Genomic DNA, 20,592 nt, shown 5'->3' with positions numbered 1-20,592 from the left:
AGGCGACAGTCAGGGGCTTGCGGGGTAGAATATCAGCCTGACCAGGTAGGGCGAGAGGCGGCGTTGAAACAGCAGGGGTTCGTGCTGACCCGGCACTGGCGGGAGTCGACGGCCGGCACCGAGGTCGCGTTCTGGCTGGCCACCGATGATGGCCCTCGGCATGTCCACCTGCCGGTGCAGCCCTCGGTGGCGTTTTTGCCTGTCGAGCAGCGTGAGCAGGCCGAGGCGCTGCTGCGCGGCGAGCGTGACGTCGAGCTGCGGCAACTAAATTTGCATGACTTCCAGCATCGTCCCGTACTCGGTCTCTACTGTCGACAGCATCGCCAGTTGATGAACCTGGCCAAGCGTCTGGGCGATGCCGGCATCGATATCTACGAAGCCGACGTGCGTCCGCCGGAACGCTACCTGATGGAGCGGTTCATCACCGCGCCGGTGTGGCTCATGGGTGACGCGGATGGCAATGGCGCGCTGATCGATGCCCAACTGAAGCCAGCGCCAGATTATCGCCCCCGACTCGCACTTGCCTCGCTGGATATCGAGACCAATGCCAGGGGGGAGCTCTACTCCATCGCGCTCGAAGGCTGCGGCGAGCGCCAGGTCTATATGCTGGGGCCCGCCAACGGGCAGGGTGGCGTGGCCGATACTGCCCGTGATTTCTCGCTCGAGTACTGCACCAGCCATGAGGCGCTGCTGAAGAGTCTCAACGGCTGGATTGCCCGGCACGACCCGGATGCGATCATCGGCTGGAATCTGGTGCAGTTTGATTTACGAATCCTGCAGCGGCACGCCGAGCGTCTCGGCATACCGCTGTTGCTCGGACGCGGTGGCGAACCGCTCGGCTGGCGCGCCCATGGGAGTAATCCCAACCACTTCTTCGCCTCGGCCGCCGGGCGCCTGATCGTTGATGGCATCGAAGCCCTGCGCCAGGCCACTTGGCGCTTCGCCTCGTTCAGCCTGGAAAGCGTCGCCCAGGAGCTGCTCGGCGAGGGCAAGGCGATTGACAATCCCTACCAGCGCATGGACGAGATCGACCGTATGTTCGCCGAGGACAAGCCGGCGTTGGCCCGCTACAACCTCAAGGACTGCGAGCTGGTCACGCGTATCTTCGAGAAGACCGAGCTCATTGACTTCCTGCTCGAACGGGCCAGCGTCACCGGGCTACCGGCCGATCGCAGCGGCGGCTCGGTGGCGGCCTTCTCGCATCTCTACCTGCCGCGCATGCACCGGCTGGGCTTCGTAGCCCCGAGTCTTTCTCAAGGGCGGGACGGGAACGAGGACAGTCCAGGCGGATTCGTCATGGACTCCCGCCCGGGGCTCTACGACTCGGTGCTGGTACTCGACTTCAAGAGTCTCTATCCATCGATCATTCGCACCTTTCTGATCGATCCGGTGGGGCTGGTGGTAGGGCTGGAGGAGCCCGAATCGCAGACCGTGCCGGGGTTTCGCGGCGCCCGCTTCTCACGTACCCGGCATGCATTGCCCGACATGGTGGCACGGGTGTGGCAGGGGCGCGAAGCCGCCAAACGCGAGGGCAATGCGCCGCTATCCCAGGCGCTGAAGATCATCATGAACTCCTTCTACGGTGTGCTCGGCTCGCGCGGCTGTCGTTTTTTCGATCCGCGCCTGGCATCGTCGATCACCCTGCGTGGCCACGAGATCATGCGACGTACCCGCGAGCTGATCGAGGCCGAGGGCTACACGGTGATCTACGGCGACACCGATTCCACCTTCGTCTGGTTGGGCAGCGCCCATGAAGAGGCCGATGCCCATGCCATCGGCCAACGGCTGGTGGAGCGGGTCAACGGCTGGTGGGCGCAGCATCTCGAAGCGGAACATGGCCTCGAGAGTGCACTGGAACTTCAGCTCGAGACCCATTTTCGGCGCTTCCTGATGCCTACCATCCGCGGTGCGGAGGAGGGCAGCAAGAAGCGCTATGCGGGGCTGGTACGTGATGCTCATGGAGCCGAGCATGTCGTGTTCAAAGGGCTGGAGACGGTGCGTGCCGACTGGACGCCACTGGCCAAGATTTTCCAACAGGAGCTGTATCGGCGCATCTTCCTCGGCGAGACCTATCGCGACTACGTGCGCGACTACGTGAGCCGCACGCTGTCCGGTGAGTTCGATGAACGCCTGGTCTATCGCAAGCGGCTGCGCCGCCGGCTCGACGAGTATCGCCGTAACGTGCCGCCTCACGTACGTGCCGCGCGCATGGCCGATGAACTCAATGACCAGCTCGGGCGGCCGCGGCAGTACCAGCATGGCGGCTGGATTCGCTACGTGATCACCGTGGCCGGGCCGGAACCGCTCGAGGCGCGTCGCTCCGCCATCGATTATCAGCACTATCTCAGCCGGCAGCTGCAGCCGGTGGCCGATGGCATCCTGCCCTTCCGTGGCGAGGACTTCTCCAGCCTGATCGATCGCCAGCTAGGGTTGTTCTAATCCGAAAGGGCGTTCGCGGCGATGCCGATCGGCTGGCCATTGATGAAACGATGACGCCAGGCCCTGACCTTCTCTTGCGGATAGCTCATGTCGCAAGCCTCGAAGAGTTCTTCGAGGAAGCGCTTGCGCCTGCCCTTGCATCTTCCGGCGAGCACGGTGGCAGCGGTCAGCAGTTCAAGTACCCGGTGCTTTTCCTGTTGCTCCAGGCGATGGAGAACGAAGCGTTGCTGTGGCCAATCCACGTCGACAGCGTGCTCATGTTTGCCGAAGCTATCGAGCAGACGCGAGAGCAGGTAGACATGGTTGGGGTGCGCAACCTGATTGGCCATGATCAGGGCGCCGAGTGCATGCAGTACGACACGACGGGCTCGTTCGCTCAACGGGTCGTGTTCTAGCTGCGCGACCAGCGCTTCGATGACGAAAGGGCCCAGCACCTGCTCGCGGGCCTTGATCAGGATTCGCCAGGTGATGACGGCGTTCCACGCAGCGTAGAGTGGGCCGGTAACCAGTGGCAGCAGAGCGCGCAGTACCACGCGGCCTAGCACGCGACGCAGCAATATGCGTAGGATGAAGCTGCTGATTCCCACCTTCATGCGATACATCAATCCCAGGGCAGTAAGCTTCCACCGGCTCATCTGAGCATAGGGGTCGATGCCATAGATGCGATGCCTTGGGCTGGGAAATTCGAGCGCGACATGGGTCAACCCCAGCACGATCAGTCTGGCTCCGGGGCTATCGTGAAGCGGTAAGGCGGCAAGACGGCTGGTAGTGGCCACGCCGCGCAGCGCATTCCAGTAGAGAAAGGCAATCTCCACAGCGCTGACCACGCCGACCATGGCGAAGAAGCCGGCCCAGTAGAGCCACTGTTCCCCCAGGCTCATCCCCATGTCGTCGAGCATGCTCCGACGCATGTACCACTCCATCCCGCCGATGATGCCACCAGAGATAATGCCGGCCAGGGCGGCACAGGCAACAGTTCGGCGAAACACTTGGCGGATGCCGTCGATCTGCCTGCTGCCATTTGCTGGCCGGAGAATGGCGCTGGCATGGTTGTGATGCTGCAGGTAACGTGCGGCCCAGCATTCGAACGTGCTGGGTTCCGCTGCGTATTCCTGGTCCGGTCTTGCTTCGGCCATGAAACGTCGTTACTTCCTGACTGTGTCTGGTACTTTCAGCGTAGCGTGGCTGTGTGATCAGTACGAATTGCCAACTTCACACGCTATCGTAGCCTCAAAAGCCAGTCTCTTTTTCTCCTCGACCCATTCCGGTCGCTGTCTGCGCTGATCCTATCCGCTTTGAGCCGTGGTGTGTCCTTGCCAGCCAATTATTAGCGCGAGTGGCATGGCTTACATACGTGGCTGTATGGTCTATGGTTACTCGTTCAAGTAGCTGGCTGGGCATATGCCGCTGCTTGGAGCAAGAGTAGGTTCCTACAGGGAGGTTGGTGGATGAAGCCAGCAATGATGCTTTTGGCGCTTGTCGTCCTGGCATTGGCCGGTTGCGACAGGAACCAGGCCGAAGAGGACGAGCCTTCGGCCCGGGTGGTGAAGCTCATCGAGGTGGGCGAGCATTCCCTCGTGCCGAGCCGACGCTTCGTCGGCCGAGTGGAGGCGGTACGCACAGTCGACCTGTCATTTCGTGTAGGTGGGCAACTGGTCGAGATGCCTCCGCGCCAGGGGGAGTTGATACCGGAGGGAGAGACGATCGCCAGGCTGGACCCGACCGATTACGAGCTGGCCGTTCGGCGGGCCGAGGCGGAGTATCAGTTGGCGAGGCGCGAGATGGAGCGCACACGCCAGTTGCTCGAGACCAACTCGATCTCGCAGTCCTCGTTCGACGAAGTGCGCACCCAGTACGAACTTGCCGAAGTTCAGCGCGACAGCGCCCGCCAGGACCTCTCCTATACCATCATCAATGCACCCTTCGATGCACTGGTGACCCGCCGGCTGGTAGAAAATCACAGCAACGTGCCGCCCAACACGGCCATTGTGCGTGTGCAGGACGTGACGGAGCTACGGGTCAAGATCAACGTTCCCGAGACCTTGATTCGCCATGTGACCGATCCCGAGCGCTTCGAGGTCGAGGCCGAGTTGCTGTCTCTGCCGGGCCAGCGTTTCCCGCTCGAGTACCGCGAGCACGTCACGGAGCCCGACGAGGTGGCGCAGACCTATGAGGTGGATTTCGCCATTGTCGACCCGGCCAATGTCGGCGCAATGCCGGGCATGACGGCTTCGGTGGCGGTGTCCCTGGTCGATGCCGTCGAACACGGAGCGCTGAGCATACCCGTCGCCGCGCTCGACAAGGACAACGAAGGCGACTTCCGCGTCTGGGTATATCGCTCCGACGACGAGCGGGTGGAGCCGCGTAGTGTGCTTGTCGGCGAGATCCAGGGCGAGACGGTGCCGGTCCTGGCCGGCCTGCAGCCGGGGGAAAAGATCGTCGCCGCGGGGGCTCACCTGCTGCATGAGGGTGCGTCTGTGCGCCCCATGGAAGCGACCCTCTAGGCCTTACGAAAAGTGCCTGCGCTTGCCCATACGGCGTTAAAAACCGGCTTAAAGGACTCATTTACAATTCGTAAACTCCGTCTTTTCGCCGATTTTTGCCTTGTCTGGCCTACGCTCGACGACTTTTCGCATAAGTCCTAGTCGATTTTTTAAAGGAGCCTAGTCAGGAGCAGGATATGGATATCGCCAAGTCGTCCATCGAACGGCCGGTCGTCACCTGGCTCATCGTCGTCATTTGCCTGTTCGGCGGCATCTGGGGTTTCAACAACCTGGGCAAGCTCGAAGACCCTTCCTTCACCATTCCCAACGCCATCATCAACACGCCGTACCCCGGAGCGACCGCCCAGGAGGTCGAAGAGGAGGTGACCGAGCGCCTTGAGATGGCCATTCAGGAGCTGCAGCAGATCGATGTGATCGAGTCGCTCTCCCTACCGGGGCGCTCGGAGATCGAGGTCGAGGTGTCTTCCAACTACCGCAGTCACGAGTTGCCGCAGATCTGGGACGAGCTGCGGCGCAAGGTCAACGATACCCAGCCCGACCTGCCCGGAGGCGCCTCGCCCTCCCAGGTCAACGACGATTTCGGCGAGGTCTACGGCATTTTCTATGCCGTGACCGCCCCCGGCTACGGTGAAGACGAGATCCGCGACGTTTCGCGCATGCTCCAGCGCGAAATTCTCACGGTCCCCAACGTGGCCCGTGTGGCTACGGCAGGGGAGCGCGAGGAGGCGATCTACATCGAGATCCCCAACGAGCGGCTCACCACCTTGGGCATTCCCATCGACCACGTGATCGACACCATCCAGACCGAGAACCAGGTCACCGATGCCGGGTCGATGCGCATCGATGACGATCATGTGCGTATCGTCGTACGCGCCGGGGTCGACAGCGTGACCAACATCGAATCGATCCGCATCGGCCGCCCCGGTACCACCGAACAGATCTCGCTGGCCGACATCGCGAGCGTCCGCCGCCAGCCCGCGGAGGTACCCGACCACCTGATTCGCCACAATGGCGAGGCAGCCTTCACGCTGGCCGTGGCCGGCGTGGCCGAGGCCAACATCGTCGAAGTGGGCGAGGCCGTGGAACGTCACCTCGAGGCACTGGAAGGGCGCATACCGCTGGGCGTCGAGTTGCATCCCATCTACGAGCAGCACAACGTCGTCGACGACGCGATCAACGATTTCCTGATCAATCTGGCCATGTCGGTATCCATCGTCATCGGCGTGCTGTGCCTGTTCATGGGTTGGCGCGTGGGGATGGTGGTCGGCGCGACCCTACTGCTCACGGTGCTCGGCACGCTGCTCTTCATGTGGGTCTTCGACATCGAGATGGAGCGGGTTTCGCTGGGGGCGTTGATCATCGCCATGGGCATGCTGGTGGACAATGCCATCGTCGTGGCCGAAGGCATGCTCATCAACATGCAGCGCGGCAAAGCGGTGAAAGAGGCCGCCAGCGAGGCTGCCGGCCGCACTCAGGTTCCGCTGCTCGGAGCAACGGTGATCGGCATCCTGGCGTTCTCGGGCATCGGCCTCTCAGACGACGTGACCGGCGAGTTCCTGTTCTCGCTGTTCGCGGTAATTGCGGTTTCCCTGTTGCTGAGCTGGGTGCTGGCCATTACCGTCACGCCGCTGTTCGGTTTTTACTTTTTCCGTAACGCCCAGGTCGGCAGCGACAAGGACCCGCATGGCGGATTGATCTATCGTCTCTACGCTCGCTTCCTGGCATTGGCGCTACGTCTGCGCGTGCTGACCGTGGCACTGCTGATGTGCGTTACTGCGGCCTGCGCCTGGGGTTTCACCTTCGTTTCGCAGTCGTTCTTTCCCGACTCGAATACGCCGATGTTCTACGTCAACTATGAGCTTCCCCAAGGCAGCGATATTCGGGCCACCCGGCGCGATGCCGAACGAGTAGAAGCCTACTTGCAGGACAAGGCTGGGGTCGAGGCGGTGTCGACCTTCATTGGCCGTGGGGCGACACGTTTCATGCTCACCTACGCTCCCGAACAACCCAACCCGGCTTACGCCCAGTTCATCGTACGGGCGCAAAGCCTGGAGCGGATTGCCGAGCTCGACCCCGAGGTCCATGCCGAACTTCAGGCGCTCTTCCCCGAAGCGCGGGTGAGAACGCAGCGTATCCAGTTCGGCCCCGGTGCCGGGGCTCAGGTCGAGGCGCGTCTGCAAGGCAGCGATCCGGCAGTGTTGCGCAGCCTGGCGGAAGAGGCCAAGGCCATCATGCGCAGGAATTCGGCCTTGATCGACGTGCGACAGGACTGGCGCGAGCAGGAGACCATTGTGACGCCGCAGTTCAACGAGGAGCGGGCGCGGATCGCCGGCGTCAGCCGCGACGAGCTGGCCCGCACCCTGCAATTCGCCTCGTCGGGCGTGCGCGCGGGGACCTATCGGGAAGGCGACAACCTGGTTCCTATCATCGCGCGTCCCCCGGCCGACGAACGGCACGACGTCTCGCGGTTGGCCGACCGCATGGTATGGAGCAATGCCGAGCAGCGCTTCATTCCCATCGCCCAGATCGTCGACGGCTTCGAGACCGAAAGCGAGGAGGCGTTGATACACCGCCGCAATCGGGTTCGCACGTTGACGGTACAGGCCGATCCTGCCGAAGGCTACACGGCGGCGGCGGCCTTCTCTGCGGTGCGCGATGAGATCGAGGCTATGACGCTTCCTGCGGGCTATTCACTCTCCTGGGGCGGTGAACACGAGAACTCAAGCGATGCTCAGGAGTCGCTGGGGCAACAGCTGCCGGTGAGTTTCGTTGCCATGCTGCTGGTGTCGGTCCTGCTGTTCGGCAAGCTGCGCCAGCCCCTGATCATCTGGCTGGTGGTGCCGATGTCGATCTGTGGCGTGGTGATCGGGTTGTTGGTCACCGGGCTGCCGTTCTCGTTTACTGCCCTGCTGGGCATGCTCAGCCTCTCGGGCATGCTGATGAAGAATGCCATCGTGCTGGTCGACGAGATCGACGCCCAGATCGCAAGCGGCAAGCTGCGCCTCGAGGCGCTGGTGGATGCCAGCATCAGCCGCCTGCGCCCGGTAGCGTTGGCCGCCGGCACCACCATCCTCGGCATGTTGCCGCTGCTGACCGATGCCTTCTTCAATAGCATGGCGGTAACGATCATGGGTGGCCTGGCCTTTGCCTCGCTGCTGACCCTGATCGCGGTGCCGGTATTGTACTCGCTGTTCTTTGGTATTCCCTATTCCCGGGCCGATCGAAAGGACTCTCTCAACGACTCTCACAACGACTCTCACAACGACTAGCGCAGGGCGATATCCGGGGACGAGGAGGAGTCGTCGCCAGCGTCATCGGGCGGATCCGCTTCGGCATCTTCGGCAAAGTGATACTCGTCGCGGGGCGTGGCCGGACAGTTGCCCGCTCCGGGTTCGAGGTAGGGGCGCAGTATCGGCTCCATGCCCTTGAGCACTTGCACCGGCAGAGCCGAAGTAAAGCTGAAGTCGTCCGAAGCCGTGCCCGCCACATAAGCGGTGAGGGTGCCGAAGTGGTTGTCGCCGAGATAGAAGACGAAAGTGGCGGTGCGGTTGAGCGCGCGTGAACTGGTCACCTGACCGCCGCGACTCACCGTTTCGATACGGTTGTTGCCAGTGCCGGTCTTGCCGCCCAAGACCAGCGGCGTACCGTCCTCCTGTACGAAGCTGCCGTGCAGGCGTCGGGCGGTACCGCCTTCGACCACCTGCGAAAGCGCGTCGCGCAGCACTGCCGCCACTTCAGGGGCCATGACCCGCTGGGCACGTCCGGGGGCCGGCAGGAAGCGAGTCTCGTAAGGCGTGCCGGCGGCGAAGTGCAGCTCATCGATACGCAGGGTAGGTTGCCTTACGCCGTCGTTGAGGATGATACCCATCAGCTCGGCCAGTGCCGCGGGGCGGTCACCCGACGAGCCCACCGCAGTGGCCAGCGAAGGCACCAGGTGTTCGAAGGGATAGCCCAGGCGCTGCCAGCGCTCATGGATGTCGAGGAACGCTTCGACTTCGAGCATGGTGCGTATACGCACGTCGCGAGCGCTGCGATGCCGCGTCCGGAACAGCCAGCCGTAGACCTCCTGGCGCTCGTCGACACTGGCCGAAGCTGCCTCAGCAAAGCTGGCATCCGGGTAATCGAGCAGGTAACCCAGAAGCCACAGCTCGAGTGGATGTACCCGGGCGACATAACCTTGGTCGGTCAGTGAATAGTTGCCGGGTGCGTAGCGTTCAAAGAGCGTATCGACTTCGCGCTCGCTCAGGTGGGAGGCGCTGGGCAGCCAGGAGCCGAGGAATGCGGCGAAGTCGTCACGGCTGGCCTCGGGGTACAGGTAGCGATGCACCGCGGCCAGGCGCGGCGCGGAAACGTTGAGCCCCTCGAGGAAGGTGACGAGGCGCTGATCGTTGTCCAAATGGCGGTACTTGCGCCAGAAGCGCTGCAGGAAGGTACGTCCCTCGCGATCGGCGAACAGGCGCAGGTACTCCAGGCGCCTAGGATCGCTGTCGTCCTCCAGTAATTGGGTCCGGTGTTCGTTGAGGTGCGTGCTGTAGCGCACCAGGTCCCGCATCAGGCGGATGAAAGGCAGGTTGAGCGACTCGCGCATGGCTTCAGTGAGCGTCGGGTTGCGACCGTTGTCCTCGCGGCGGAAATTGCTGAACGTGTGCTGTCCACCCCCGGTGAAGAAAGCTTCCGCTGGGCTTGCCGAATAGCGCCGCTCCATGGCCATGGCCAGCAGCTCGTCGAGCGTCAGCCCAGGAGCTTCGATGAGTCGATCAAGCACCCAGCGGCTGAGCACGTCCTGACGGTCGGTCTCGACTGCACGAAGTGCCTCCATGCTCTTGCCGGCGTGACGTTCATGCAACTCGGCGACCACTTCCAGATAGGTTGCCAATACCCGTAGCTTGGCAGTAGAGCCGAGCTCGAGCTTGCTGCCTTCGTTGATATCGAAAGGCTGGTCGGTATTGTCGGTCTGCACGCGCACCATGAAGCCGTCTTCACTGCGCTCGAACAGGGTGAAGCTGTAGCGCACATCCTGGGTTCGATCGGGCGCAAGCAAGCGCTCTCCCAGCAGGCCGATCTCGGCGGCGAACTCTGGATCCGCCAGGCGATGCAGGTAGGCGGTGACTTCACCCTGAAGGCTGGCGTTGAGGGTAGTACGAGCGCTGAGGTCGAGCCGGTCGAGGTCATACAAGGACATGCCTAGCATGCCGCCCAAGCGTTGGCGTGCCACCCGCACCCCCTTGTCCGGCTCAATGCGCAGGCTGAAAGGCGTCTCGGTGTAGTCGCGGAAGGTCAGGCGCTGCTCCTGCGCCGCCTGGGCAAGGGTGTCCGATATCACACCGTCCTGCCGCAACAGCCGCAGATAGCTGTCAGTCAGTTCCTCCAGCGCCTTGCGTCCGCCCATCAGGTACCAGGAGGGGCGCCGCTGCGCGATCATCAACGCCACGACCTGGCGCAGTGCCAGCCCCTGCTCCATTCGGTTGTCGACCTTGTCGAAGCCGATTGACAGGCGCCGATTGAACGCATCGAAATCGGCACCGAACCAAGCCCACAGGCCGTCGCCAATGCCATGCACCTCGCCGTAGCCGGGGGCGGCCGAAAGCGGCACGGTGTTGAGATAGTCAAGCGCCACATCCTGACGAGCGGTCAGGGTCTGGGGGCCATCCTGATAGCTGCGCACGCTGGCCGAGATCATCTGGCGCAGCTTTTCCCTGGGGGAGTTGGTCAGGCCCCGGGGCGAGTGGCGATACTTCTCGAGCTGAGTGGCCAGTGTGCTACCGCCCGCTGACTGTCCGGGGAGATCGAGGGCTCGCCCGACCTGGGACAAGGCCGCCTTGGTGAAGCGTGGCCAATCGACGGCGGGATTGGCGTAAGGTGTGCTCTCGTCCAGCAGTTGACGATTCTCGATGAACAGCAGTGTTTGCAGCACCACGGGGGGAATGGTGTCGAAACTGGGATATTGGCGCTGGGGGTGTTGGAACTGGTATAGGGTATCGCCCCGGCACTCCTCGATGTACAAACCGGCCTGAGTCTTTTCCGCATAGGGCGGGAAGAAGCCACGGCGAGTGTAATCGAGCAGAGCAGGCGAGAAGCGTGCCTGCTCGGTGATCTCGTAACCGCGCGACAGCAGGCGTGCCTCCAGCTCCGGCAATTTTGAATAACCCAGACGTTGATCGAAGGGGCCATGGCCGGGGAACTGGATTTGGCTGCTGCTCCCCGACTCTAGCGTATAGCGCAGGGTCGCGGCGTAGCGCGAAAGCTCCTGGGCCTGAAAGTGAGATGTCTTGGCCTCAGCCACCAGCAGCGTGGCCAGCGTTACGCCGAACAGTAGCAGCAGTATGCCCAAGCCCAGATAGAGATAGCGATGTGATGGCGCTTCCTGGGGCGCCGGAGCGAGCTTCGGTTCCTGGATGAGAGGCGAGCGCTTCTCGAGCGATTCGCCATTGTCGAGCCACGTCACAGCAGACGAATTCCGGCGTGACGAAGACTTGCGCGCACCCATACGTCACTCCCCACCGACCGCGACCTGTTAATTTCGTTTTAGCGCAGTCCGGCGGGGCGATAAAGAGATTGCTAAAAAAGAATTTGTAACCGTCACCAAGTGTCAAGAAGTGCGATAGACCCCAAAGTGCCGCAACCCACGGTCATGCAAGTGCATGGCCTGCATGCGGCTCATCACGCCCTGGTCGCAATAGAGCAAGTAACGGCGATTGTCGGGCAGCGTCTCGGCACGCGACTGGAGTTCGAAGAAGGGGATCTCCAGGCATTCCACCTGTTCGAGCTCGAGCGGTGCGGCTTCACGCTCCGCCGGAGGGCGAATATCGATCACGCTGACGTTGGACGCGTCAGCCATGGTCTGCAGGTCGGTTACTACCTCCAACTGAGACTCGCTTTCGGGTAGCGGCTCCATGAGCCGGTCGGAGCGAGTCGACACGGCCAGCTCGACGGCGGCATCGAGCACGCCGAAGTCGAAGTTCGCCTCGGCTGCGACAACCTTGTCGTGACGCGCCTGGGTGTTGGGCCGCTGGGAGACGGCACCGCATACCTCCGGCATGCCTTCGGCGAAAGGGGCGGTACCGATCTGGCGAGCGGTATCGATGATCGACTGCTTGTCCTCGGCAATCAGCGGACGCAGGATCGGCACGTCGCTAGCCTCGTCCATGAGCACGAGGTTGGTCAGGCTCTGGCTCGAGACCTGAGCGATGGCATCGCCGGTTACCAGCATTGGAATTCGCGAGCGCGATGCGATGCGGCTGGCCGCGCGTACCATCATGCGCTTGAGCACCACTCCGATGAGGCCGTCGGGTATGCTGCGCTGCAGTTCCCCTACCACGCCTTCGAACGGTACCGCGAAGAACTTTACCCGATGCGAGCGACCGTAGGCTTCCCATAGATGGGACGAGACCTCACGCACGGCAGCCTCGTGGCCGGCACCTCCGAGCTCGAAGAACAGGAAATGTGTCTTGATGCCGCGCCGCATCATTTTCCATACCGCCACTGGCGAATCGTAGCCGCCCGAGATCAGGGCCAGGGCCTGGCCTTGCAGGCCCAAGGGATATCCGCCCAGCCCCGGCCAACGCTGGCGTACCAGGCGCAGGCGGCTTTCGACCACGTCCACCCGCACGTCCACGTCCGGCGCCTTGAGCCGAACACTGGAACCCGGTGCTGCATCGAGCAATTCTCTGCCGAGATGACGCTCGAGATCCTCCGAGGAGAAATCATGTACGCCCCGGCGTTTCACCGTGACGCGAAAGGTTCGCCCTGCGATGACGTCCCGCCAGACCGGCAGCAGTCGCTCGGTCGTGTCGGCAAAGGAGAGGAAAGGGACTTCTTCGACACACTGCACTTCGTGAATGCCGGGAATGCGGCACAGCATCTCTTCCAATCGATTGCGCCACTCCGCCGGGGCGTTGGCAGGTATCCGCACCTTCAAAGCGTCCCAGCCGCCCTGAACGTTTACCTCTTCGCCCAGCGGGCGCAGTACGTTGCGGATGTTGCCGACCAGGCAACGGGTCATCTGGCGGCGTACGGAGCGCGACTTGATGGTGATTTCTGGAAATAACTTCAGCAGGTAGTACATGGCAACGCACTTATGAAAGTTTTGGAAAACAATTGCTTGCCATTATACCAGAGCAACAGTGCTGGCGTGCGCTCGGTTAGCGTAGAGAGGCTCGACGGGCGCCGTGGCGCCCGCTCGGGTCGTCATCGGGCTCAGGGATGCGCAGATATCCATGCAGCGTTTCCCTAATAGAGGGCCTGCTCCTCGTTGATCACTTCCTTGAGCAGTTCCAGGAACAGCTTGTCGGCCTCCGAATGTTCCTGCGGATCCTCGGGGATGTGCACGCTGGTGGTGTCGGAAATCTCGTTGGCGATGCGAGCCTGAGCGCCTTCCGGGTTGCCCTCGCCATAATGGCGGCGTGCGATATCCAGAGAGCGTTCCAGAATCTGGGGTTCCTGTAGCAGTTTCTTGATGAAACCGCGCAGTTCCGTGATAACTCGCGTTTTCTGAATTTCGGATGAGGCAGACATGACGTCTCTCCTTGTGCTGATGGCTCATGTCGGTCATGTGGCTGACGATAGCATGTTTGCAGGCCACCGGGAGAGCCTCGCTGCCTGATACCGGCTTTGAAGAGGGCATGCTTGAGGTTCTCATGCTTGGGATAGGTTCATGCCATGCCAAAGGTTGAAGAACAGGGTGAGAAACTATTGGACTTTTTTACTGCCTCGGTTACGCTAGCTTACAAAAGTGCAACAATTACGCCTGATAATCCCATAAGAGGGTGACGATAGGGCACTTGGGGGTCACTCGAGTGTTACATATGAGTTACATAAAGGGGTGTTGGTCAGGCAAGAATGCGATATCCAAGGGAATCGGGAATGGATGCACCATCCGGCCGCTCCGGATGAGCCCCGTAATAACAAAAACATGTCTTCACAACTCGACGGATTGCCTGTGCAGACGGGGCATCCGAATCATGAAAGGGAACACCCATGACAAATGCGATTGACCTCTCTCGTACCCATCGGTTGGCTAAAGCCATGATGGTGGGTACATCCCTTGCTCTCCTTCCGGTGGCCGCTGCGGTGGCCCAGACCCTGCCGCCAGGCCTGGCAGCGCCGGGTTCTGCCGATATCCAGCAGGTGGTACGTCAAGCCCTGACTACCAACCCCGAAGTCAAGGCGGCCATGAACGGGTTGAGTGCAGCCGGGCATGATGTCGGCGTGGCCCGTGGCAACTATCTTCCGAGTATCGACCTGGCCGCCGGCGTCGGGATCGAGGAGCGGGAGGGTGACGGACGCGGCAGCTACGATACTGATTTCGCCGAACTGCGCCTATCCCAGATGCTCTATGATGGCTTCGCCACTCGCAGCGAAGTCGAGCGTCTCGATCGCGCTGAGCTGGTGCGCTATTACGAGCTGCTTGGCGCCAGCGAGAATGTGGCACTGGAAGCCACGCAGGCCTATCTCGACGTCAGCCGCTATCGCGAGCTGGTCCGCTTGGCCCAGAGCAACTACGCCGATCATCTGCGCGTCTACAATCAGATCGAAGATCGCGTGAGCTCCGGAGCCGGGCGTGGGGTCGACCTCGAGCAGATCAGCGGCCGCCTGGCATTGGCCGAATCGAATCTGATGACCGAAGCCTCCAACCTGCACGACGTCACGGCCCGTTATCAGCGCATCGTCGGCGGCCTGCCGGCCGAGAACCTGGCGCCTGCGCCGCAGCTCGACGATCGCCTGCCCCCTTCGGTGGCCGAGGCGGTCGATCTCGCCTTCCAGGGCAACCCCGATTTCCATGCCGCCATCGAAAACATCGAAGCGGCAAGGGCGGAGCAATCCGGCAGCAAGGCCGGGTTCCAGCCGCGCCTGGACCTGCGTGGTCGTACCGGCACCAATAACAACGAGAACGGCTACGACGGCTTCGGTCGGCGCGATCGCCACAGCATCGAGCTGGTCGCCAGCATGAACCTGTACCGTGGCGGCAGCGATCTGGCCTCGTTCCGGGCGGCCAGCGATCGTGTCGAACAGGCGATCGATCAGCGTGATCTCGCGTGCACCAACGTACGCCAGACCACGCAGATCGCCTTTAACGACACCCAGCGTCTGCGCGAGCAGATTCGCTACCTCAACGACCACCGTCAGTCGATCGACCGTGTTCGTGGTGCCTATCAGCAGCAGTTCGACATCGGTCAGCGCACCTTGCTCGACGTGCTCGACAGCGAAAACGAATACTTCGAGGCAAGCCGGGCCTATACCAATGCCCAGTACGATATTGCTCTGGCCGATGCCCGGACACTTGCCGCTATGGGTCAGCTGATGCAGGCCTTGGGTGTGATGCGCGACGACATGCCGACCTTGGCCGAACTGGGCAGTGATGGCGTTGCCCTCGACCCCAGCATCCTCTGCCCGGTCGAAGGCGCCGGTGGCTACACGCTGGCCGACTTTACCCGCGGCATCAGTGCCCCGGCTCCGAGCCGCGCCCCTGACGTCACGCTCTCTGCCGATGCCCTGTTCGCCGTCAACAGCGCCGAACTGGGCCCCGATGCGCGCCAGGAACTCGACGTGCTGGCGGGCCAGATCCGTGATCGCAGCGACCTGGCGCGGGTATTCATCGCCGGCCATGCCGACAGCACCGGCAGCGACGCCATCAACGATCCGTTGTCCCAGCGGCGCGCCGACAGCGTGGCGGAGTATCTGGCCAGCCAGGGTGTCGATCGCGGCCTGATCCAGACCCGCGGCTACGGCTCGCGGCAGCCTGTCGCCACCAACGACACGGTGGAAGGGCGTCGCCAGAATCGCCGTGTGGAAGTCACCCTCGAGCGAGTGGGCGAAAACCTCGACCTGGGCGCCGTGCAGCAGTGGCCGGGCGCGATGAGCGAGCAGAGCGACGTCTCGGCTCAATCGAGCGTTACCTCTGCCTGGGCCGACACCCAGCCAGTGGCTAGTGTCTATGGCGAGCTGGAAACCGTGGCTCAGATCGAGCGGCAGGCGGAGAGCATTCAGCAGGGGGCTTATCTGCAGGTGGTAGCGCTGAGCAACTCCGAGCGCGCACAGGATGTCGGCCATCAGCTCAGTGACACCTTTGCCCAGCCGATGCGGTTGGTCAGCACTTCCGACCTGCATCGGGTGCAGCTTGGCCCCATCGGCGATCCCGGCGAACTGGCGGCACTGCGTGCCGAACTGAAGCGCTTTGGTTATGCCGACAGCTACGTCGTCCAAGGCTGAACGACCTGGGGTAAATGCTGCCTGTAGCGGGTTCGCTCGGCACAGGCAGCGATCGTTGTATCGCACCATCCCGTCCGGCAGTGCCGGGCGGGCCTCATGCCCGAGGTCCCTGTGACACAGCAAGAAGTACTGGATTCCTCCCTGGGTGCCGTCCGCTCGGCCGTTCACGACGAGCTGCTAGAGTGCCTGCAAACCATCGCCCTTGCCCATGACCATGCGGTAACGTCCGATTCGTTGACCGCCGGCCTGCCGCTGGAAGAGGGCCGCCTGACACCTGGCGTCTTTCCTCGGGCCGCTTCGCGGGCCGGGATGACGGCACGCATCGTCAAGAGTCGTATCGTACAGCTCAACCCCGCACTGTTCCCCGCCGTACTGCTGCTGGAGCCGGGGCGTGCTTGCGTACTCGTGGCGCTCGATCTCAAGGCGCGTCGGGCCAAGGTGATCTTCCCCGAGCTTGGCGATGCCGTGAGTGAGGTCGATCTCGATGGATTGGCGGAGAGCTACGGTGGCCAGGCCATCTACGTACGCCCGCGCTTCCGCTTCGATGCGCGTGGCCCCGAAGTCGACAAGCAGCGCTCGCGCCACTGGTTCTGGGGCGTCATTCGTGAAAACCGGCGGCTCTATCGCGACGTTATCGCCGGCTCCGTGGTCATCAATCTGTTTGCCGTGGCCATGCCGCTGTTCGTCCTGAATGTCTATGACCGCGTGGTACCCAATCACGCCACCGAAACGCTGTGGGTACTGGCAGCCGGTATCTTCATCGTGCTCTGTTTCGACCTGGCGCTGCGCCTGATGCGCAGTGCCTTCGTCGACCTGGCTGCAAGCCGGGCCGACGTCAAGCTATCGTCGAGGATCATGGCGCAGGTGCTGGGCTTGCGCATGGAAGCCCGACCCGCCTCGACCGGGTCGTTCGCCTCGACCCTGCAATCCTTCGAGTCGGTGCGCTCATTCATCGGCTCGGCCACGGTAGTGGCGCTGGTGGATCTTCCCTTCGTACTGTTCTTTGCCGCCATCATCGCGCTGATCGGTGCGCCGCTGGCGCTGCCCGTGCTGGCCGGCATCGTCATCGTGTTGCTCTACGCCATGGCGGCCCAGGGCAAGCTGCATGAACTTTCCGAGACCACCTGGCGAGTCAGCGCCCAGCGCAATGCCAACCTGGTGGAGTCCTTGTCACAGCTGGAAACGGTCAAGACCCTGCGCGCCGAGAGTCGCTTGCAGGGAACCTGGGAGAAGGCCACGGCCTTTCTCTCACGTACCTCGGCGCAACTGCGCCTGGTCAGTACCTCGGTATCCAACGTGGCGATGTGGGCCCAGCATACCGTCGCGGTATGCGTGATCCTGATCGGGGTCTACCTGATCATCGACGGCAACCTCACTCAGGGCGGATTGATTGCCGCCTATATGCTGTCGTCCCGGGCCATGGCGCCGGTGAGTCAGGCTGCTGCGCTGCTCGCCCAGTATCATCAGTCGGCTACCGCCTTGAAGTCCCTCGACGATGTCATGCAGCGACCCGTGGAGCGGCCCGACGGCAAGTCGTTCATCTCGCGGCCGGCGGTCAGTGGTGAGATTCGTTTCGACAAGGCGTCGCTGCGCTATCCGGACGAGGAGCGCGACGCCTTGCGCGACATCTCGCTCAAGATCGAGCCCGGTGAGAAGGTGGCCCTGCTGGGGCGCGTTGGTTGCGGCAAGACCTCGCTCAACAAACTGCTGCTGGGGTTATATGCCCCTACGGCGGGCTCGGTAATGCTCGATGGCGTCGACCTGCGCCAGTTCGATCCCGTGGAACTGCGACGTCATATCGGCTACGTGCCACAGGACGTCAGCCTGTTCTTCGGTTCACTGCGCGACAATATTGTGGCCGGTGGCGGTAGTGATGGCGTAGACGACGAGGCGCTGCTGCGGGCGATCAAGCTCAGCGGCCTGGAAAGCCTGGTCAATGGCCACCCGCAAGGCGTCGAACTCCAGGTGGGCGAGCGCGGCCAGATGCTCTCCGGCGGTCAACGCCAGGCCGTGGCTATCGCTCGGGCTCTGGTTCACGACCCGAAGATTCTGCTGCTCGACGAGCCGACCAGCTCCATGGATCACGCCAGCGAAGAAGCTTTCAAGGCCAATCTCGAGGAATACGGCGAAGGCAAGACGCTGGTGGTGGTGACCCATCGCACCTCGCTGCTTTCGCTGGTCGATCGCATCATCGTCATCGACGCCGGCAAGGTCGTTGCCGACGGCCCGCGCGACAAGGTCGTGGAAGCCTTGCGCAAGGGCCAGATCGGGAGGGCCAGCTAATGACCGCCATGTCTCCCAAAGCGAAGGGCAAGATTGCCGAGCAGCAAGGCTTCGAGGCGATCGGACGTTTCACCGACGTGGGCGGCCGGCCATTTCGTCCCTTCATGGACCGGCTGTTCTCCAAACGGGTGACTTCCGCCCATCTCAATCGCGACTGGGCCAGCGACGCCGACTGGGCGCGCATGCAGCAGGACCCGATTCGGGCAAGGCTCTTCCTCTATACCGTGCTGCTTGCCTTCGGCGCACTGATCGCATGGGCCTATTTTGCCTCGATCGACGAGGTGACGCGTGGCACCGGGCGAGTGATTCCCTCCAGCCAGCTGCAGAAAGTGCAATCCTTCGATGGCGGTGTGGTGCAACAGATCATGGTGCGTGAAGGGGAGATGGTCGAAGTGGGGCAGGTGTTGATGCGCATCGACCCCACTCGCTTCGTTGCCAACTTCCGCGAAAATCGTGCCCAGGCCCTGTCACTTCGTGCCCGTGCCGAGCGGCTGCGTGCTCTGGTGACCGATACACCCTTCAATCCCGACGACGACCTGCGCAGCGAAGCGCCGGATATCGTCGCCCAGGAGCGCGAGGTCTACGAGAGTCGGCGTGAAGAACTGCAAGAACAGGAAAGCATTCTGCGCGACCGGATTCGCCAGCGTGAGGAAGAGCTCAACGAAGCCGAGGCGAGGCGCGACACGGCGCAGCGCGAAGCCAACATGGCCAGCCAGGAGCTGAACCTGACACGGCCACTACTGCAATCGGGCGCGGTATCGGAAGTGGATATCCTGCGTCTCGAACGTGAAGTCTCGCGAGCCAGCGGTGAGCGCAACCAGGCCGCCGCAGCGGTAGCTCGTCTGGAAGCCGCCGTGCAGGAAGCCCACACACAACTACGCGAAGTCAGTGCCGAACGGCGCAGCGAATGGCGCAACGACCTTGCCCAGACCCTGGGCGACCTGAGTGCGCTCGATGAATCCAGTGCCGGATTGCAGGACCGGGTGCGCCTTGCCGAGGTGCGTTCGCCGGTGGACGGCGTCGTGCAGCGCCTGGGCATAAATACCCTCGGCGGTGTGGTGCAGCCTGGGCAGGAGGTGGTGGACATCATTCCCAGCGACGATCAACTGCTGGTCGAGGCACGGATCGCCCCGCAGGATATCGCCTTCCTGCGCCCGGGCCAGTCGGCGACTATCAAGCTGACCGCATACGACTTCGCCATCTACGGTGGTCTCGAAGCCGAGCTGGACCACATCAGTGCCGACACCATTACCGACGACGACGACAACACCTTCTATCTGGTGCGTGTGAGAACGGTCGAAGGGGAGAACCTGGGTAGCGATATTCAGGTCATTCCCGGCATGACGGCCCAGGTCGACATCATGACCGGCAAGCGCACCGTGATGCAGTATCTGCTCAAACCCGTGCTGCGGGCATGGAGCAACTCCATGGGGGAACGATGATGGCAGTCCTGTTCGTTAGTCAGAGGCGTGCAGAGATTCCGCGGCTGCACAGTGCCTTTCCCGATGTTCGGCGAATCAATCCGGATCAGGCGCGCGTCATGGTGGATAGTGGCGATCGTATCTGGTTGATGACGGATCATCCGGATTGGCCGGCGTTGTCAGGGATGCTGGCTGCGCAAGAAGCCATCGTCGTCGTCATGTCCTTGGCCCCGAACGAAGCGGAAGCGCTCAAGGCGCTACAGGCCGGTGCACGTGGCTATGTTCATGCACTTTCGCCCTCCGAACTGTTGGGGCAGGTGGCCTTGGTTACCAGCAATCAGGGGGTATGGGTGCCGGCCGAGCTGCTCAGCAAGGTGGTTGGTGTTGCATTCACCAGCCTGGGAGGTCATGAAAGCCTGCCGCAGGAGAGTCTGTCCGCCCTGACGGAGCGTGAGCGTGCGGTAGCACTGGCGGTAGCGGAAGGTCGCACCAACAAGGAGGCCGCTCGCCAACTCGACATCACCGAGCGCACGGTCAAGGCACATCTCGGGGCGGTATTTCGCAAGCTCGGTGTACGTGACCGCATGCAACTGGTACTCAGGCTAGCGAAGCAGGGCGAGAAGGTCGCTTAGCCACTATTGTCCTTCCTTTGAAAAAATAACGGCTTAGCGAACTCCGCTAAGCCGTTATTCGTATGTACTCGATTCTTTTCCCGGCTTGTCCATCGGTCCAATATT

Annotated in this window: 11 protein-coding genes; 7 read left to right on the top strand and 4 right to left on the bottom strand. The window is 62.4% G+C overall.

Annotated features, from left to right (window positions below; translation table 11 throughout):
* The first annotated feature begins 63 nt into the window (after nt 1-63).
* Nucleotides 64-2,439 carry a DNA polymerase II gene (locus tag HBJ55_RS02150; protein WP_167110557.1) on the top strand — a complete coding sequence of 792 codons (2,376 nt, stop codon included), beginning with the start codon at nt 64-66 and terminating at the stop codon, nt 2,437-2,439.
* On the opposite strand, the gene HBJ55_RS02145 is transcribed toward HBJ55_RS02150, so the two are convergent.
* The gene (locus HBJ55_RS02145) at nt 2,436-3,575 is read right to left on the bottom strand and encodes an LBF_2804 family protein (RefSeq protein ID WP_167110555.1); all 1,140 of its coding nucleotides are present in this window, start codon (nt 3,573-3,575) and stop codon (nt 2,436-2,438) included. The genes HBJ55_RS02150 and HBJ55_RS02145 overlap by 4 nt on opposite strands.
* Before the next feature lie 312 nt (nt 3,576-3,887).
* Between HBJ55_RS02145 and HBJ55_RS02140 the strand changes: the two genes are divergently transcribed.
* Both HBJ55_RS02140 and HBJ55_RS02135 read left to right on the top strand, forming a co-directional pair.
* Complete coding sequence (locus tag HBJ55_RS02140) at nt 3,888-4,943, top strand: efflux RND transporter periplasmic adaptor subunit (protein WP_167110553.1); 1,056 nt, start codon at nt 3,888-3,890, stop codon at nt 4,941-4,943.
* Between the two features lie 176 nt (nt 4,944-5,119).
* Entirely contained in the window at nt 5,120-8,212 is a 3,093-nt protein-coding gene (locus tag HBJ55_RS02135; RefSeq protein WP_167110551.1) for an efflux RND transporter permease subunit, read from the top strand.
* Here HBJ55_RS02135 and HBJ55_RS02130 read toward each other — a convergent pair.
* From HBJ55_RS02130 to HBJ55_RS02120, 3 genes are all read right to left on the bottom strand, one after another.
* Nucleotides 8,209-11,388: a transglycosylase domain-containing protein gene (locus tag HBJ55_RS02130; RefSeq protein WP_167110549.1), complete on the bottom strand. Its 3,180-nt coding sequence runs from the start codon at nt 11,386-11,388 to the stop codon at nt 8,209-8,211. The genes HBJ55_RS02135 and HBJ55_RS02130 overlap by 4 nt on opposite strands.
* Nucleotides 11,389-11,532: 144 nt before the next feature.
* Entirely contained in the window at nt 11,533-13,008 is a 1,476-nt protein-coding gene (gene thiI / locus HBJ55_RS02125; protein WP_167110547.1) for a tRNA uracil 4-sulfurtransferase ThiI, read from the bottom strand.
* 164 nt (nt 13,009-13,172) lie between these two features.
* Nucleotides 13,173-13,457 (bottom strand): hypothetical protein, encoded by a 285-nt coding sequence (locus HBJ55_RS02120; protein ID WP_167110545.1) that lies wholly within the window; start codon nt 13,455-13,457, stop codon nt 13,173-13,175.
* A 462-nt stretch (nt 13,458-13,919) separates the two neighbouring features.
* Here HBJ55_RS02120 and HBJ55_RS02115 point away from each other — a divergent pair, with 462 nt between their 5' ends.
* The 4 genes from HBJ55_RS02115 (at nt 13,920) to HBJ55_RS02100 (ending at nt 20,487) form a co-directional block, all read left to right on the top strand.
* Complete coding sequence (locus HBJ55_RS02115; RefSeq protein WP_167110543.1) at nt 13,920-16,151, top strand: TolC family outer membrane protein; 2,232 nt, start codon at nt 13,920-13,922, stop codon at nt 16,149-16,151.
* A gap of 111 nt (nt 16,152-16,262) precedes the next feature.
* A complete protein-coding gene (locus HBJ55_RS02110; protein ID WP_167110541.1) occupies nt 16,263-18,434 on the top strand; it encodes a type I secretion system permease/ATPase in 2,172 nt (723 codons plus the stop codon).
* On the top strand, nt 18,434-19,876 hold the full coding sequence (locus HBJ55_RS02105; protein ID WP_206022142.1) for an HlyD family type I secretion periplasmic adaptor subunit: 1,443 nt from the start codon (nt 18,434-18,436) through the stop codon (nt 19,874-19,876). Before HBJ55_RS02110 ends, HBJ55_RS02105 begins: the two co-directional genes overlap by 1 nt.
* Complete coding sequence (locus tag HBJ55_RS02100) at nt 19,876-20,487, top strand: response regulator transcription factor (RefSeq protein WP_338071957.1); 612 nt, start codon at nt 19,876-19,878, stop codon at nt 20,485-20,487. Before HBJ55_RS02105 ends, HBJ55_RS02100 begins: the two co-directional genes overlap by 1 nt.
* Nucleotides 20,488-20,592: the final 105 nt, after the last annotated feature.

This window comes from Billgrantia bachuensis (genome assembly GCF_011742165.1).
GTDB lineage: Bacteria > Pseudomonadota > Gammaproteobacteria > Pseudomonadales > Halomonadaceae > Halomonas > Halomonas bachuensis.
The sequence above is the reverse complement of the archived record's forward strand: the minus strand, read 5'-3'. Positions and strand labels throughout refer to the sequence as shown.